The sequence below is a fragment of the Streptomyces sp. NPDC055506 genome (genome assembly GCF_053643595.1).
Map to the genome: position 1 here is coordinate 32,894 of NZ_JBSHKH010000058.1, position 15,479 is coordinate 48,372.

13 protein-coding genes and 1 pseudogene are annotated in these 15,479 nt (G+C 70.3%); 9 read left to right on the forward strand and 5 right to left on the reverse strand.

Features of this window, described 5'->3' with window-relative positions:
• Positions 1 to 116 precede the first annotated feature (116 nt).
• A complete protein-coding gene (locus tag ACWIF2_RS22295; protein ID WP_454362387.1) occupies positions 117 to 3,371 on the reverse strand; it encodes an AAA family ATPase in 3,255 nt (1,084 codons plus the stop codon).
• Positions 3,372 to 3,594: 223 nt separating this feature from the next.
• Between ACWIF2_RS22295 and ACWIF2_RS22300 the strand changes: the two genes are divergently transcribed.
• Positions 3,595 to 3,753, forward strand: coding sequence for a hypothetical protein (locus tag ACWIF2_RS22300; RefSeq protein ID WP_385867191.1), 159 nt, complete (start codon positions 3,595 to 3,597; stop codon positions 3,751 to 3,753).
• 23 nt (positions 3,754 to 3,776) lie between these two features.
• On the opposite strand, the pseudogene ACWIF2_RS22305 reads toward ACWIF2_RS22300, so the two are convergent.
• Positions 3,777 to 4,103, reverse strand: a pseudogene (locus tag ACWIF2_RS22305) (hypothetical protein); the annotation flags it as partial.
• A gap of 153 nt (positions 4,104 to 4,256) precedes the next feature.
• Positions 4,257 to 4,553 carry a DUF397 domain-containing protein gene (locus ACWIF2_RS22310; protein WP_399023094.1) on the reverse strand — a complete coding sequence of 99 codons (297 nt, stop codon included), beginning with the start codon at positions 4,551 to 4,553 and terminating at the stop codon, positions 4,257 to 4,259.
• A 297-nt stretch (positions 4,554 to 4,850) separates the two neighbouring features.
• On the opposite strand from ACWIF2_RS22310, the gene rpsO reads away from it, so the two are divergent.
• The 5 genes from rpsO to ACWIF2_RS22335 all read left to right on the forward strand — a co-directional run bounded on the left by rpsO (position 4,851) and on the right by ACWIF2_RS22335 (position 10,277).
• Positions 4,851 to 5,138, forward strand: coding sequence for a 30S ribosomal protein S15 (gene rpsO, locus ACWIF2_RS22315; RefSeq protein WP_003993372.1), 288 nt, complete (start codon positions 4,851 to 4,853; stop codon positions 5,136 to 5,138).
• A 295-nt stretch (positions 5,139 to 5,433) separates the two neighbouring features.
• A complete protein-coding gene (locus tag ACWIF2_RS22320) occupies positions 5,434 to 7,650 on the forward strand; it encodes a polyribonucleotide nucleotidyltransferase (RefSeq protein WP_454362376.1) in 2,217 nt (738 codons plus the stop codon).
• Positions 7,647 to 9,026: a M16 family metallopeptidase gene (locus ACWIF2_RS22325; RefSeq protein WP_454362377.1), complete on the forward strand. Its 1,380-nt coding sequence runs from the start codon at positions 7,647 to 7,649 to the stop codon at positions 9,024 to 9,026. Before ACWIF2_RS22320 ends, ACWIF2_RS22325 begins: the two co-directional genes overlap by 4 nt.
• Before the next feature lie 29 nt (positions 9,027 to 9,055).
• Complete coding sequence (gene dapB, locus ACWIF2_RS22330) at positions 9,056 to 9,808, forward strand: 4-hydroxy-tetrahydrodipicolinate reductase (RefSeq protein ID WP_454362378.1); 753 nt, start codon at positions 9,056 to 9,058, stop codon at positions 9,806 to 9,808.
• A 13-nt stretch (positions 9,809 to 9,821) separates the two neighbouring features.
• Positions 9,822 to 10,277, forward strand: a complete 456-nt coding sequence (locus tag ACWIF2_RS22335; RefSeq protein WP_454362379.1) for a hypothetical protein — start codon at positions 9,822 to 9,824, stop codon at positions 10,275 to 10,277.
• A 69-nt stretch (positions 10,278 to 10,346) separates the two neighbouring features.
• On the opposite strand, the gene ACWIF2_RS22340 is transcribed toward ACWIF2_RS22335, so the two are convergent.
• The gene (locus tag ACWIF2_RS22340) at positions 10,347 to 10,901 is read right to left on the reverse strand and encodes a PH domain-containing protein (protein WP_454362380.1); all 555 of its coding nucleotides are present in this window, start codon (positions 10,899 to 10,901) and stop codon (positions 10,347 to 10,349) included.
• Between the two features lie 112 nt (positions 10,902 to 11,013).
• Positions 11,014 to 11,253: a hypothetical protein gene (locus ACWIF2_RS22345; protein WP_454362381.1), complete on the reverse strand. Its 240-nt coding sequence runs from the start codon at positions 11,251 to 11,253 to the stop codon at positions 11,014 to 11,016.
• Between the two features lie 156 nt (positions 11,254 to 11,409).
• Between ACWIF2_RS22345 and thyX the strand changes: the two genes are divergently transcribed.
• The 3 genes from thyX (at position 11,410) to ACWIF2_RS22360 (ending at position 15,103) form a co-directional block, all read left to right on the forward strand.
• Positions 11,410 to 12,150, forward strand: coding sequence for an FAD-dependent thymidylate synthase (gene thyX, locus ACWIF2_RS22350; RefSeq protein ID WP_454362382.1), 741 nt, complete (start codon positions 11,410 to 11,412; stop codon positions 12,148 to 12,150).
• A gap of 211 nt (positions 12,151 to 12,361) precedes the next feature.
• A complete protein-coding gene (gene dapA, locus ACWIF2_RS22355; protein WP_454362383.1) occupies positions 12,362 to 13,261 on the forward strand; it encodes a 4-hydroxy-tetrahydrodipicolinate synthase in 900 nt (299 codons plus the stop codon).
• Between the two features lie 156 nt (positions 13,262 to 13,417).
• Positions 13,418 to 15,103: a ribonuclease J gene (locus ACWIF2_RS22360; RefSeq protein ID WP_454362384.1), complete on the forward strand. Its 1,686-nt coding sequence runs from the start codon at positions 13,418 to 13,420 to the stop codon at positions 15,101 to 15,103.
• The last annotated feature ends 376 nt before the right edge of the window (positions 15,104 to 15,479 follow it).

Here is a 15,479-nt window from a genome sequence, read left to right on the forward strand (position 1 = left end):
TGGCCAGGGGCTGGCAACGGATTTCGCCCTGAACGCGCCGAAGCCCGCGCCGAGTGGGAACGGCGCGGGCCAGGAAGGCGATCGGCCCCTCGAAAGGGGCCGATCGGGTGAGGCGATTACTGCGTCGGAGGCGGAGGCGGCGGGGTCTGCCCGTCGGGCTGAGCCGGGTAACCGGGCTGACCGGGCTGGCCCTGCTGGGGGTAGCCGTAGCCCGGCTGCGGGGGCGCGGCCGGGGGCTGCCCGGGCTGCGCGTACGGCTGCCCGGGCTGCGGCTGCTGCGGGTACGGCTGCTGGCCCTGCTGTGGGTACGGCGGCTGCCCCGCGCCCTGCGGATACGGCTGACCCGGCTGGGCCGGGGGCTGGCCCGGCTGGGGGTACGGCTGTCCGGGCTGGGCGTACGACTGGCCGGGCTGCGGCTGCTGCGGGTACGGGCCGGGCTGGCCGGGCAGCGGCGGGGCGGCCACCGGCGGCGGGTTGCCGTCGGAGGTCCACAGGCCGTGCGCCTGCTGGTGGCGGGTGAAGTCCTCGGCGATCAACGCCGCGAGGTTGAAGTACGCCTCCCGCACCTTCGGCCGCATCATGTCGAGGTTGACCTCGGCACCGGCGGAGAGATGCTCGTCGAACGGCACGACGACGACACCGCGGCAGCGCGTCTCGAAGTGCGACACGATGTCCTCGACCTTGATCATCTTGCCGGTCTCGCGCACACCGGAGATGACGGTGAGGGACCGCGAGACGAGGTCGGAGTACCCGTGCGCGGACAGCCAGTCCAGCGTCGTGCTCGCGCTGCTCGCACCGTCCACGGACGGGGTCGAGATGATGATGAGCTGGTCGGCGAGGTCCAGCACACCGCGCATGGCGCTGTAGAGCAGACCGGTACCGGAGTCGGTGAGGATGATCGGGTACTGCTTGCCCAGCACGTCGATCGCGCGCCGGTAGTCCTCGTCGTTGAAGGTCGTGGACACGGCCGGGTCGACGTCGTTGGCGATGATCTCCAGCCCGGACGGAGCCTGGGACGTGAAGCGCCGGATGTCCATGTACGAGTTGAGGTGCGGGATCGCCTGGACCAGGTCACGGATGGTGGCCCCGGTCTCCCGCCGCACGCGGCGCCCGAGGGTGCCGGCATCCGGGTTGGCGTCGATCGCGAGGATCTTGTCCTGCCGCTCGGTGGCGAGCGTCGAGCCGAGCGCGGTGGTCGTGGTCGTCTTGCCCACGCCGCCCTTGAGGCTGATCACGGCGATCCGGTAGCAGGACAGCACGGGCGTGCGGATCAGCTCCAGCTTCCGCTGCCGCTCGGCCTCCTCCTTCTTGCCGCCGATCTTGAACCGGCCGCCACCGGCCGCCGGACGGCTGCTCTTCGCCTTCTGCTTCTTGCTGTTGAGCAGCCGGTCGGACGACAGCTCCACCGCGGCGGTGTAACCGAGCGGGGCGGCCCCGGGGTTGGTCGGCTGCCGCTGGTCGTGCTGCATGGGCTGCGGCCAGGCGGCCCCGGTCCGCGGATCTACGGGCTGCTGCCCCGGATGCATCGGCTGCTCAGCCTGACCGGGGTACGGCGGCTGCGCCTGCGGCGGCACACCGGGCTGCGGCTGCGGTTGGGCCGGGGGCTGCTGGGGGAACCCGTATCCACCCTGCGGGTCGGGCCCCGCAGGAGCCGGCCCGCCCTGCTGCGGGAAGCCATAACCACCCTGCGCGTGGGGCGCGGGCGCCGGCGGGGTGCCGGGCTGCTGGGCCGGTGGCTGCTGCGCTGCCGGGGCCGGGGAGCCGGGGTGGGGGAAGCCGTAGCTGCCCTGGGGGTTGGGCGCGCCCGGGTGCGGGAAGCCGTAGCCGCCTTGCGCGTTCGGTGCGGGGGCAGGCGGGACCTCGGGCTGCTGGGCCGGCGGCTGCTGAGCGGCCGGGGCCGGGGAGCCGGGGTGGGGGAAGCCGTAGCTGCCCTGGGGGTTGGGCGCGCCCGGGTGCGGGAAGCCGTAGCCGCCTTGCGCGTTCGGTGCGGGGGCAGGCGGGACCTCGGGCTGCTGGGCCGGCGGCTGCTGGGCTGCCGGGGCGGGTGCGCCCTGCTGCGGGAACCCGTACCCGCCCTGCGGGTTCGGCGCGGGGGCCGGCGGGACCTCGGGCTGCTGGGCCGGCGGCTGCTGGGCTGCCGGGGCGGGTGGGCCCTGCTGCGGGAATCCGTAGCCACCCTGCGGGTTCGGCGCGGCCGGGGCCGGATCGCTCTGCTGCGGGAAGCCGTACCCGCCGGGCTGCGGTGCCGGCTGGGCGGGCGGCTGGTGCGGTGGCGTCGGCGCGGCCGGCTGGTTCCAGGCGGCGGGCGCGGGCTGCGGCGCATGCGGCTGGAACGGCGGCTGCTGGGCCGGTACCGACGGCTGGGGCGGCACGGGCGGCTGCCCCTGCGCGGCCGTCGGCTGCGGCTGAGCCGGCGTGTACGGGTCCGTGGGCTGTGCCTGCGGCTGCGCGGGCCACTGGCTCGCGGGCGCCGGTGCGGCCGGCTGGTACGACGGCGGCAGCGGCGGCACGCCCTGCGGGGCCGGGGGAGTCCAGGCGGGCGGGGCGTCGGACGCATCGGGCCCGGCGGCGTCCTGCGGAACGCTGTCCTCGGGAGCGGCATCCGCGGGCACGGCGTCCTCGGGAACGGCGTCCGCAGGCACGGCGTCCGAGGGCTCCGCGTCGGCGGGCTCGGGAGCAGCGGAGTCCTCATCCACGGTCACGGAGTCGGCTTCGGGAGCCGGGGGCGCCGGAGGCGCGGGCACCCAGTCCTGAGGTTCGTCATCCTGCGACACGGCCTCGTCGGGCTCGGCCTCCGCCGTATCTCCCGAAGCCGAGTCCTCGTCGTCCTCGTCTTCGTCCTCAGCCGCGTCCACCGCGTCCGCAGGCTCGGAGGAGACACCCTCACCGGCCTCATCGGCGTCGGCGGAGGGCGCACCCTCGACGTCACCGCCCGAGTCCTGGTCCTCGTCCCCGTCCTTGTCCTGCTCCTCGTCCACCGGCTCAAGCCGAGTCTCAGCCTCCGCCTCGGCGGCACGCTCCGCGATCTCCCGCTTCAGGGCGACGGCGGAGAAGCGCATCGTGGCACCGCTCTCCAGATCACCGTTCCCCGACTCGGCTCCCTCGGCCTCCTCGACTTCCTCGGCTTCCTCGACCTCTTCGGCAACCGGAGCGGCCGGAGTCGCCGGAACCTCCGAAGCGGCCGGAGCCACCGGCGGCTGCTCCGGAGTGGCGGGCGCGGCCGGGGCCTCCGGCGGAGCCGGCGGCGTCCACTGCGCCTGGTACCCACCCACGGGGATGTTCGGCAACGCCGTAGGAGAGGCCGGATCCGCCGCGGGCGTCTCGGGCCGCGCCTGGGACTGCGAGACCTGCGGCTCGAAGCCGCCCTTCATCGGAAGCCTGGGAACGGCGGCAGGACCCTCGCCGGAGGGCGCGGGCGGCGTGAAGGGCGTACCCGGCGCGGGCGCGGGAGGCGTGAACGGAGCGCCCGGAGCGGGCGGCGGCGCGGGCGGAGTGAAAGGCGCCCCGGGTGCCGGCGCCGGTGCCGGAGACGAACCGGAGTTCTGACCCGGAAGCGACGAGGTCCCGCCGGAGGCATTCGCGTGCGGCGGCGGAGTGAGCCCCGGCAGCGGCGGCACCGGCCCCTTCGGCGCCCCGGAGCCCCCGGAGTTCGCGGGCGCCCCGGAAGCGCTGGAGTCCTCGGACGCACCCGCCCCCTGCCCCGAGCTCGAACTCGCCGAGGCGTTCTGCGTGTACCAGGCGGGCGGCGCGTAGTCGATGGTGAACTCGCCCGTCACCTCTGCTGCGGACTCCGCGTCGGGCTGGTCATCGCCGGGTGTCGCCCAGCCCCCGCGGATCCCGTCCCGATCGCTGCTCACAGTGTTCCTCCTGGTGTGGTCGAGCACCCTCATGCCGTGCTGGGGCGACCCTTGCTGTCGTCCGAGGTCGTCCGAATCCACAAACTCCCCCGTTTCCCCCTGGGACCCCGACGCCCACTCCACGGGTTCTGACGTCGTGCCCCGTCCCAGCCTAATCACCACAAGCCCCACCTCGGCAGGCCCGTCCACCCCCGAGCACCCGTCCGTCACGTCACAACCCGCCCGGAAGGTGCCCAGAACTGACATACGCAGCAGTCACTTTGGTGAACGAAAAGGGCGATACCTGTGAAGAATGTCGAACCACCTTGCCGCGCAGGCGGCTTGAGGGGCGCAGGCCTGGCCGCGGAAAGCGACGAGGGGTGAGCCAGCAGTCGCCCACCCCTCGTCAACCCGCCGGACCTACTGCCCGGCTTGCGGCCCTCCGTCGTGCGCCCCCGGTTCCAGATCGAACTCGCCGTCCCGCGCCCCCAGCACGAACGCCCGCCACTCCGCCTCCGTGTAGCGCAGCACCGTGTCCGGGTCGAGCGAGGACCGCATGGCAACGGCCCCCTCGGGCAGGTACGCGATCTCGACCCGCTCCTCGTGCTCCTCGGTGCCCGGGGCGCTGTGCCACTCGACCCCCGAGATGTCGAGGGCGTAGAGCTCGTCCCGCTCCCGCTCCTTGCGTGCCTTGATCTCCTCAGCCGTCTCCGCCATGCCGCAGCGACCCCTTCCCGACGTACCCGTTCCCGAAGTGCGGATCATCGGCATACGGACGATCCGAACCCGCTCACCCTAGTGGCCGCCAACGCCCAGGCCGGGAGGTTCGGAGACCAGGGCAAAGACGCCCCTGACCGCCTGGTACCCTGGTCGACGGCCGTTTGTGTACGCACCTCCGGAGCTCACCGCCCTGGAGGCCGCGCCCAGCGGATCCCCGCCTCCCGAGTAACGGAAGCTCCCCCGAGACACAGACCGGGGGCACTCGATGGCCATCACAGACTACGAGGAGTACGCGTGCCGCTCGACGCCGCTACGAAGAAGCAGATCATCACCGAGTTCGGCCAGAAGGAGGGCGACACCGGCTCCCCCGAGGTCCAGGTCGCCATGCTCTCGCGCCGCATCTCGGACCTGACCGAGCACCTCAAGACCCACAAGCACGACCACCACTCCCGCCGTGGCCTGCTGATTCTGGTGGGTCAGCGTCGCCGCCTTCTCCAGTACCTGGCGAAGAAGGACATCCAGCGCTTCCGTGCGCTGGTCGACCGCCTCGGCATCCGCCGTGGTGCGGCGGGCGCCAAGTAAGACGTCGTGAGGGGAGCGGTTCCCGGGGAAAGGGGACCGCTCCCTTTGCTGTACGTGCGGAGTGTCACCACCGCTTTGTAGTGTGGTAGCACAACGCATGTCGTACGACACAGGACGTACGACACAGAACGAGGAGAAGCGCACCTAGCCGCCGCCGGTCCTCGGTAGTGGCCCCCGGGGGAATGCGAGCCCCGGGTGCTTCGATCGAAGACCGGCCCGCACAGCACGGCGCGCTCTCCGCAACCGTCTCCCTGCCACACGGGCAGCAGGAGACGAAGACGAGGAGATAACGCTAGTGGAGAACGAGACCCACTACGCCGAGGCCGTCATCGACAACGGCGCCTTCGGCACCCGCACCATCCGCTTCGAGACGGGCCGCCTGGCCAAGCAGGCCGCCGGTTCCGCCGTGGCGTACCTGGACGACGACACCATGGTGCTGTCGGCCACCACCGCCTCCAAGAACCCCAAGGACCAGCTCGACTTCTTCCCGCTCACGGTGGACGTCGAGGAGCGGATGTACGCCGCCGGCAAGATCCCCGGCAGCTTCTTCCGCCGTGAGGGCCGTCCCTCCGAGGACGCGATCCTCACCTGCCGCCTGATCGACCGCCCGCTGCGCCCCTCCTTCAAGAAGGGCCTGCGCAACGAGATCCAGGTCGTCGCCACGATCATGGCGCTCAACCCCGACCACCTGTACGACGTCGTGGCGATCAACGCCGCCTCCGCGTCCACGCAGCTGGCCGGCCTGCCCTTCTCCGGCCCGATCGGCGGCGTCCGCGTCGCGCTGATCCGCGGCCAGTGGGTGGCCTTCCCGACGCACACCGAGCTCGAGGACGCCGCCTTCGACATGGTCGTCGCCGGCCGTGTCCTGGAGGACGGCGACGTCGCGATCATGATGGTCGAGGCCGAGGCCACCGACAAGACCATCAAGCTGGTCGAGGGCGGTGCCGAGGCGCCGACCGAGGAGGTCGTCGCCGCCGGTCTGGACGCCGCGAAGCCCTTCATCAAGGTCCTCTGCAAGGCCCAGTCGGACCTCGCCGCCAAGGCCGCCAAGCCGACCGGCGAGTTCCCGATCTTCCTGGACTACCAGGACGACGTTCTCGAGGCCCTCACCGCCGCCGTCAAGCCGGAGCTCGCCTCCGCGCTGACCATCGCCGGCAAGCAGGAGCGCGAGTCCGAGCTGGACCGCGTCAAGGCGCTCGCCGCCGAGAAGCTCCTGCCGGAGTTCGAGGGCCGCGAGAAGGAGATCTCCGCCGCGTACCGCTCGCTGACCAAGACCCTGGTCCGTGAGCGCGTCATCAAGGAGAAGAAGCGCATCGACGGCCGCGGTGTCACCGACATCCGCACCCTCGCCGCCGAGGTCGAGGCCATCCCGCGCGTCCACGGCTCCGCCGTGTTCGAGCGTGGTGAGACCCAGATCCTGGGCGTCACCACCCTGAACATGCTCCGCATGGAGCAGCAGCTGGACACCCTCTCCCCGGTGACCCGCAAGCGCTACATGCACAACTACAACTTCCCGCCGTACTCCACCGGCGAGACGGGCCGCGTCGGCTCCCCGAAGCGCCGCGAGATCGGCCACGGCGCCCTCGCCGAGCGCGCCCTGGTGCCGGTCCTGCCGACGCGCGAGGAGTTCCCCTACGCGATCCGCCAGGTCTCCGAGGCGCTGAGCTCGAACGGCTCGACGTCCATGGGCTCGGTCTGCGCCTCCACCATGTCGCTGCTGAACGCCGGTGTGCCCCTGAAGGCCCCCGTCGCCGGTATCGCCATGGGCCTGATCTCCCAGGAGATCGAGGGCGAGACGCACTACGTCACCCTCACCGACATCCTCGGTGCGGAGGACGCCTTCGGCGACATGGACTTCAAGGTCGCGGGCACGAAGGACTTCGTGACCGCCCTCCAGCTCGACACCAAGCTGGACGGCATCCCGGCCTCCGTCCTGGCCGCCGCCCTCAAGCAGGCTCGTGACGCCCGCCTCCACATCCTCGACGTGATGATGGAAGCGATCGACACGCCGGACGAGATGTCCCCGAACGCCCCGCGGATCATCACCGTCAAGATCCCCGTGGACAAGATCGGTGAGGTCATCGGCCCCAAGGGCAAGATGATCAACCAGATCCAGGAGGACACCGGCGCCGAGATCACCATCGAGGACGACGGCACCATCTACATCGGTGCCGCCGACGGCCCCTCCGCCGAGGCCGCTCGTACGACGATCAACGGCATCGCCAACCCGACCATGCCGGAGGTCGGCGAGCGCTACCTGGGTACGGTCGTGAAGACCACCACCTTCGGCGCGTTCGTGTCGCTGCTCCCGGGCAAGGACGGTCTGCTGCACATCTCGCAGATCCGCAAGCTCGCCGGCGGCAAGCGCGTGGAGAACGTCGAGGACGTCCTCGGTGTGGGCCACAAGGTCCAGGTCGAGATCGCCGAGATCGACTCCCGCGGCAAGCTCTCCCTCATCCCCGTGATCGAGGGCGAAGAAGACGCAGAGACGAAGGACGACACCGACAAGTGACGTCGAGCAGCTCGACGGCGACGGCCCGCATCTCCTCGGAGGCGCGGGCCGTCGCCCGTACCCAAACCTTGATCAAGGGCACCAACGGCATCGGCACGGTCCGCAAGACCACCCTGCCCGGCGGCCTGCGCATCGTCACCGAGACCCTGCCCTCGGTCCGCTCCGCGACCTTCGGCATCTGGGCACACGTCGGCTCCCGCGACGAGACGCCGGCTCTGAACGGCGCCACGCACTACCTGGAGCACCTGCTCTTCAAGGGCACCGACCGCAGGTCCGCCCTGGACATCTCCGCCGCGATCGACGCGGTCGGCGGCGAGATGAACGCCTTCACGGCGAAGGAGTACACGTGCTACTACGCGCGCGTGCTCGACACCGACCTGCCCCTCGCCATCGACGTCGTCTGCGACATGCTGACGGGCTCCCGCATCCTCGAGGAGGACGTCGACGTCGAGCGGGGCGCGATCCTCGAAGAGATCGCCATGACCGAGGACGACCCGGGCGACTGCGTGCACGACCTGTTCGCGCACACGATGTTCGGCGACAACCCCCTCGGCCGCCCGGTCCTCGGCACGGTCGACACGGTCAACGCCCTCACCGCCGACCGCATCCGCCGCTTCTACAAGAAGCACTACGACCCGACCCACCTCGTGGTCGCCTGCGCGGGCAACGTCGACCACGCCAAGGTCGTACGGCAGGTCCGCGCCGCCTTCGAGAAGGCCGGTGCCTTCAAGGAAGCGGGCGCCGAGCCCGTCGCCCCGCGCGGTGGCCGCCGCGCCCTGCGCACCGCGGGCCGTCTGGAGCTGATCGACCGCAAGACCGAGCAGGCGCACGTCGTGCTCGGCATGCCGGGCCTGTCCCGCACGGACGAGCGGCGCTGGGCCATGGGCGTGCTCAACACCGCGCTCGGCGGCGGCATGTCGTCCCGCCTCTTCCAGGAGGTGCGCGAGAAGCGCGGCCTGGCCTACAGCGTGTACTCGTACACCTCCGGCTTCGCCGACTGCGGCCTGTTCGGCGTGTACGCCGGATGCAGGCCCTCGCAGGTGCACGACGTGCTGAAGATCTGCCGCGACGAACTCGACCAGGTCGCTGAGCACGGCCTGTCCGACGACGAGATCGGGCGCGCCATCGGCCAGCTCCAGGGCTCCACGGTCCTCGGCCTCGAGGACACCGGCGCGCTGATGAACCGCATCGGCAAGAGCGAGCTGTGCTGGGGCGAGCAGATGTCCGTCGACGACATGCTGGCCCGGATAACGTCGGTCACCCCGGACGACGTCCGCTCGGTCGCCCGCGAGATCCTGGGACGGCGGCCTTCCCTGTCGGTCATCGGCCCGCTGAAGGACAAACAGGCGGCCCGCCTGCACGACGCTGTCGCCTGACGAACCCCCTGGTGAAGGAAGCACAAGAGATGAGCAAGCTGCGCGTGGCGGTCCTCGGTGCCAAGGGCCGGATCGGCTCGGAAGCCGTTCGAGCCGTCGAGGCCGCCGAGGACATGGAACTGGTCGCCGCCCTGGGCCGGGGCGACAAGCTGGAGACGCTGGCCGAGACCGGCGCCCAGGTCGTGGTCGAACTGACCACGCCCGACTCGGTCATGGCCAACCTCGACTACTGCGTACGCCACGGCATCCACGCGGTCGTCGGCACCACCGGCTGGACCGACGAGCGCCTCGCGCAGCTGAAGGGCTGGCTGGACCGGTCACCGCAGACGGGTGTGCTCATCGCGCCGAACTTCTCCATCGGGGCCGTCCTGACCATGAAGTTCGCGCAGCTCGCCGCCCCGTACTTCGAGTCCGTCGAGGTCGTCGAGCTGCACCACCCGAACAAGGTGGACGCCCCCTCCGGCACCGCCACGCGCACCGCCCAGCTCATCGCCGAGGCCCGCCGCGAAGCCGGCACCGCCCCGGCCCCCGACGCCACGACCACCGCCCTGGACGGCGCCCGCGGTGCCGACGTCGACGGCGTCCCGGTGCACGCCGTCCGGCTGCGCGGGCTGCTGGCCCACCAGGAGGTCCTGCTCGGCGCCGAGGGCGAGACCCTGACGGTCCGGCACGACTCGCTCCACCACAGCAGCTTCATGCCGGGCATCCTGCTCGGTGCCCGCCGTGTGGGGAGTGTTCCTGGCCTGACCTTCGGCCTGGAACACTTCCTGGACCTGAGCTGAGCCGCTGACCGTCATGCGCGCGAAGCTCACCTACGCCCTCACGGCCGCCGTCCTGGTCGTCTACTTCGTCCTGGTCGGCAGCCGCGGCCTGCTGCTCATCGAGACCGGCACGCCCCTCACCGTCACGTTCGGCGTCGCGGTGCTGATCCTGCCGGTCATCGGCCTGTGGTTCCTGTGGAAAAACACGCAGTTCGTCCGCAGGGCCAACCAGCTCGCCGCCGAACTCGACGCCGAGGGCGGTCTGCCGGTCGACGAACTGAAGCGCCTCCCCAGCGGGCGCATCGACCGGGACTCGGCCGACGAGGTCTTCGCCCGGCGCAAGGCCGAGACGGAGGCCGCACCGGGCGACTGGCGCACCTGGTTCCGCCTGGCCGTCGCCTACCACGACGCCCGTGACACCCCGCGCGCCCGCAAGGCGATGCAACGCGCGATCGCCCTGCACGACGGCAAGCAGCCCGAAGCCGCTTGAGCGGCACCCCCACATGCCGGCGGGGCCGGACCGCGCACGGTCCGGCCCCGCCGGCATGTCACCAGGACGTCAGCGCTGGACGTACTCGTCGGCCCATGCCTCCACCGCGTCGGCCGCCCGCTCGAAGGCCTCCGTCCGGCCCAGGAAGTCCGCGTTGTGCGTCGTCAGCAGCGGCGGCACACCGTCCGCGGCCTGTCCCCGCCGGACGAGCAGCAGCGCCTGACCCTGCAAGGTCCGGGGGAGCCCCAGCCAGCGCACCGGCTGCTGCACCGTACGCACCGAGACGACCTGCGCCCAGGGCGCCGTACGCGTCGCGAGGAAACCCACGTACCGCAGCCCGCGCGCGCTCACCCACACGCCCATGCGCAGCAGCCGCAGCGCCCCGGCGATGACGAGTAGCGCCAGAGCGAAGACCAGCCCGGCCGAGGCCGGTTCGGCCGTCGCCGCGATGATGACCGCGGCGAACAGCACGAACGAGGCGAGCAGCAGCGCCAGCGCCGCCGCCCCCACCCGCCAGGGCCCGGGGCGGTACGGCCGCCGCCAGGTGTCACGGTCTTCGTGCGGCAGCGGAACGTCGTCCGCCGTGTCGAAGACGCGGTCGGCCGTCAGGAAGGGCAGGGGCACGGCGGGTCCTCACTCGATCCATGCGTGGGCTGTGCCCGGTGAGGCTACCGATCTGTTCTGACGGCCACCACCGCCAGGGGGCCGGATGGAGTCAGCGCCGGCCCGCGGTGGCTCAGCGGTTCTGGGATGCCTGCGACTGCTGCGGATGCGAGTCCGGGCGATCGACCGTCAGCGCGGGTGTCCCGATGACCAGGGAACCCACGAGCCCCGCCACGATGGTCAGGCCCATCAGCCAGCGCCCGGCCTGCTGGCTGACCGAGAGCCGCTCACGCGGTGGGGGAGTGATATTGCTGCGGAACCTGTCGGCCTCGGCGACGAAGGCAAACGGTACGGGTTCACGCCGACCGAACATCAGGGGTGCTTCTCCTTCGGAGTGGAACGGATCACTTTCATCAGTAGAGACGAAAGAACTCCCTCAGAGGTGCCCCGTTTCACCGACTTCATTGCAGCGCGTCACTAAACGTAGAGTGGCGTCGCCAAGAGACGCGATGGGAAGGCCCTGCGAACCGTGACCCAGACCCCCGACGACGACTTCAAGATCGACTTGCGCGGTGATGTCACCGTTGAGCTGGTAAAACACAGCGCGGCCGACTCCGACGTGCTGTTCGCGGCACGGGTTTCCACGCTGGGGGAGCTGTCCCTTGAGGAGCTGCAGAAGGACCCTGAGCGCTCGAAGGGCCTGATCAACTTCCTCATGCGGGACCGGCACGGCAGCCCGTTCGAGCACAACTCCATGACCTTCTTCGTGAACGCGCCGATCTTCGTCTTCCGCGAGTTCATGCGGCACCGCGTCGGCTGGTCGTACAACGAGGAGAGTGGCCGCTACCGGGAGCTCCAGCCGGTCTTCTACGTTCCGGACGCCTCCCGGAAGCTGATCCAGCAGGGGAGGCCGGGCAAGTACGAGTTCGTCGAGGGCAGTCCCGAGCAACACCAGCTCGTCGGCGAGGCCATGGAGGATTCCTACCGCCAGGCCTACCGGAAGTACCGGCAGATGCTCGCCGCCGGCGTCGCCCGCGAGGTCGCCCGCGCGGTCCTCCCGGTCGGCCTGTACTCCTCGATGTACGCCACCTGCAACGCCCGCTCGCTGATGCACTTCCTCGGCCTGCGCACTCAGCACGAGCTGGCCAAGGTCCCGTCCTTCCCGCAGCGTGAGATCGAGATGGTGGGCGAGAAGATGGAGGCCGAGTGGGCCCGGCTCATGCCGCTCACCTACGCCGCCTTCAACGCGAACGGACGCGTGGCGCCGTAACGCGGCTCGTTTCCCCGACGAGGCACAGATGTACGGTTCAGCCGTGCGAAGTGTCCGTATTGCGGCATTTCGAGAAGTTCACTTAGCCTGATCGAACGGGTCCGGCACTGCTTGAACCCCCGAGCAGGCAGTGCCGGGCTCCACCTTTGTCACGACTTGTCGCCTGCCCCTAGGGCAGACCCGGTCCTGAGCAACGAGTAGCGTGTAACCCATGGCTCCGACCTCCACTCCGCAGACCCCCTTCGGGCGGGTCCTCACCGCCATGGTCACGCCCTTCACGGCGGACGGCGCACTCGACCTCGACGGCGCGCAGCGGCTCGCCACCCACCTGGTGGACGCAGGCAACGACGGCCTGATCATCAACGGGACCACCGGCGAGTCCCCGACCACCAGCGACGCGGAGAAAGCGGATCTCGTACGGGCGGTCCTGGAGGCCGTGGGCGACCGCGCCCACGTCGTGGCCGGCGTCGGCACGAACGACACCCACCACAGCATCCAACTCGCCCGCGCGGCGGAGCGCACCGGCGCACACGGCCTGCTCCTCGTGACGCCGTACTACAACAAGCCCCCGCAAGAGGGCCTCTACCGGCACTTCACGGCCATCGCCGACGCCGCCGGACTGCCGGTCATGCTCTACGACATCCCCGGCCGCAGCGGCGTCCCGATCAACACCGAGACGCTCGTCCGCCTCGCCGAGCACCCCCGCATCGTCGCCAACAAGGACGCCAAGGGCGACCTCGGCCGCGCGAGCTGGGCCATCGCCACCTCCGGCCTCGCCTGGTACTCCGGCGACGACATGCTGAATCTCCCCCTGCTCTCCGTCGGCGCGGTCGGTTTCGTCTCCGTCGTCGGGCATGTGGTCACTCCCGAGCTGCGCGCCCTGGTCGAGGCGTACACCTCGGGCGATGTCCAGAAGGCCACCGAGATCCACCAGAAGCTGCTCCCCGTCTACACGGGCATGTTCCGCACCCAGGGCGTGATGACGACCAAGGCGGCGCTCGCCCTCAAGGGCCTGCCCGCCGGGCCGCTGCGCGCCCCCATGGTCGAGTGCGCGCCCGAAGAGATCGAGCAACTCAAGATCGATCTTGCCGCCGGCGGGGTACAGCTCTGACACCAGACTTCGCGCGGAACCCCCGCGCGCGTGCTTCACAACTGAATAAGCGGGCCACCGGTGCCCGCGCACCCCACACAGACAACTGCTTCTGCACGAACGTCACGCGCGCCACGTGCCCTACCGGTACGTGGCGCGTGTGGTGAGGAGAGTCTTTTGAGTCATCCGCATCCCGAACTCGGCCCGCCCCCGCCGCTCCCCGAAGGCGGCCTGCGCGTCACCCCGCTCGGCGGTCTCGGTGAGATCGGCCGCAACATGACGGTCTTCGAGTACGGCGGCCGCCTGCTGATCGTCGACTGCGGAGTGCTCTTCCCCGAGGAGGAGCAGCCCGGAATCGACCTGATCCTGCCGGACTTCTCGTCCATCAGGGACCGCCTCGACGACATCGAGGGCATCGTCCTCACGCACGGCCACGAGGACCACATCGGCGGCGTCCCCTTCCTCCTGCGCGAGAAGCCGGACATCCCGCTGATCGGCTCCAAGCTGACCCTCGCCCTCATCGAGGCCAAGCTCCAGGAGCACCGCATCCGCCCGTACACCCTCGAGGTGGCGGAAGGACACCGCGAGCGCATCGGCCCCTTCGACTGCGAGTTCGTCGCGGTCAACCACTCCATCCCGGACGCGCTGGCCGTGGCCATCCGCACCCCCGCGGGCATGGCGGTCCACACCGGCGACTTCAAGATGGACCAGCTCCCGCTGGACAGCCGCCTCACCGACCTCCACGCGTTCGCACGTCTGAGCGAAGAGGGCATCGACCTCCTCCTCTCGGACTCGACGAACGCCGAGGTCCCGGGGTTCGTCCCGCCCGAGCGCGAGATCTCCAACGTTCTGCGCCAGGTCTTCGCCGGTGCCCGCAAGCGCATCATCGTCGCGAGCTTCGCCAGCCATGTGCACCGCATCCAGCAGATCCTGGACGCGGCGCACGAGTACGGCCGCCGGGTCGCCTTCGTCGGCCGCTCCATGGTCCGCAACATGGGCATCGCGCGCGACCTGGGCTATCTGAAGGTCCCCCCGGGCCTGGTCGTGGACGTCAAGACGCTCGACGACCTCCCGGACAGCGAGGTGGTCCTGGTCTGCACGGGCTCCCAGGGCGAGCCCATGGCGGCGCTCTCCAGGATGGCCAACAGAGACCACCAGATCCGCATCGTCCAGGGCGACACGGTGATCCTGGCCTCGTCCCTGATCCCCGGCAACGAGAACGCGGTCTACCGCGTGATCAACGGCCTCACCCGCTGGGGCGCCAACGTGGTCCACAAGGGCAATGCCAAGGTCCACGTCTCCGGCCACGCCTCCGCGGGCGAGCTGCTGTACTTCTACAACATCTGCCGACCGAAGAACCTCATGCCGGTGCACGGCGAATGGCGCCACCTGCGCGCCAACGCCGAGCTGGGCGCCCTGACCGGTGTCCCGCACGACCGCATCGTCATCGCCGAGGACGGAGTGGTCGTCGACCTCATCGAGGGCAAGGCGAAGATCTCCGGCAAGGTCCAGGCGGGCTATGTCTACGTCGACGGCCTCTCGGTCGGCGATGTGGGCGAGCCGGCCCTCAAGGACCGCAAGATCCTCGGCGACGAGGGCATCATCTCGGTCTTCGTGGTCATCGACTCGTCCACCGGAAAGATCACCGGCGGCCCGCACATCCAGGCCCGCGGTTCCGGCATCGAGGACTCCGCCTTCGGCGACGTGGCACCCCGGATCACGGAGGTGCTCGAACGATCCGCCCAGGACGGCGTGGTCGAACCCCACCAGCTCCAGCAGCTCGTTCGCCGCACGCTGGGCAAGTGGGTCTCGGACAACTACCGGCGCCGACCGATGATCCTGCCTGTGGTCGTGGAGGTCTGACGGGCCGTCGGGCCCGAACAGGCGCCAACTGGGAGCGGGCTCCTCGATTTGCATCGAGGAGCCCCGCTCCAGTAGGTTTACAACTCCTCCCGACGGGGCACCCGGCCAACTCAGCGCCGGGGATCATGCTCCGGCCGAGGGAGGGGAAATTCGACTCAGAAACTTCTGATAAAGTCGGAACCGCCGGAAAGGGAAACGCGGAAGCGGGAACCTGGAAAGCACCGAGGAAATCGGATCGGAAAGATCTGATAGAGTCGGAAACGCAAGACCGAAGGGAAGCGCCCGGAGGAAAGCCCGAGAGGGTGAGTACAAAGGAAGCGACCGTTCCTTGAGAACTCAACAGCGTGCCAAAAGTCAACGCCAGATATGTTGATAC

Bases quoted from the DNA above. Each gene is read 5' to 3' on its own strand.
- ACWIF2_RS22295 (WP_454362387.1), bottom strand. From the start codon at position 3,371: ATGAAGGGCGGCTTCGAGCCGCAGGTCTCGCAGTCCCAGGCGCGGCCC.
- ACWIF2_RS22310 (WP_399023094.1), bottom strand. From the start codon at position 4,553: ATGGCGGAGACGGCTGAGGAGATCAAGGCACGCAAGGAGCGGGAGCGG.
- dapB (WP_454362378.1), top strand. From the start codon at position 9,056: ATGAGCAAGCTGCGCGTGGCGGTCCTCGGTGCCAAGGGCCGGATCGGC.
- ACWIF2_RS22335 (WP_454362379.1), top strand. From the start codon at position 9,822: ATGCGCGCGAAGCTCACCTACGCCCTCACGGCCGCCGTCCTGGTCGTC.
- ACWIF2_RS22345 (WP_454362381.1), bottom strand. From the start codon at position 11,253: ATGTTCGGTCGGCGTGAACCCGTACCGTTTGCCTTCGTCGCCGAGGCC.
- dapA (WP_454362383.1), top strand. From the start codon at position 12,362: ATGGCTCCGACCTCCACTCCGCAGACCCCCTTCGGGCGGGTCCTCACC.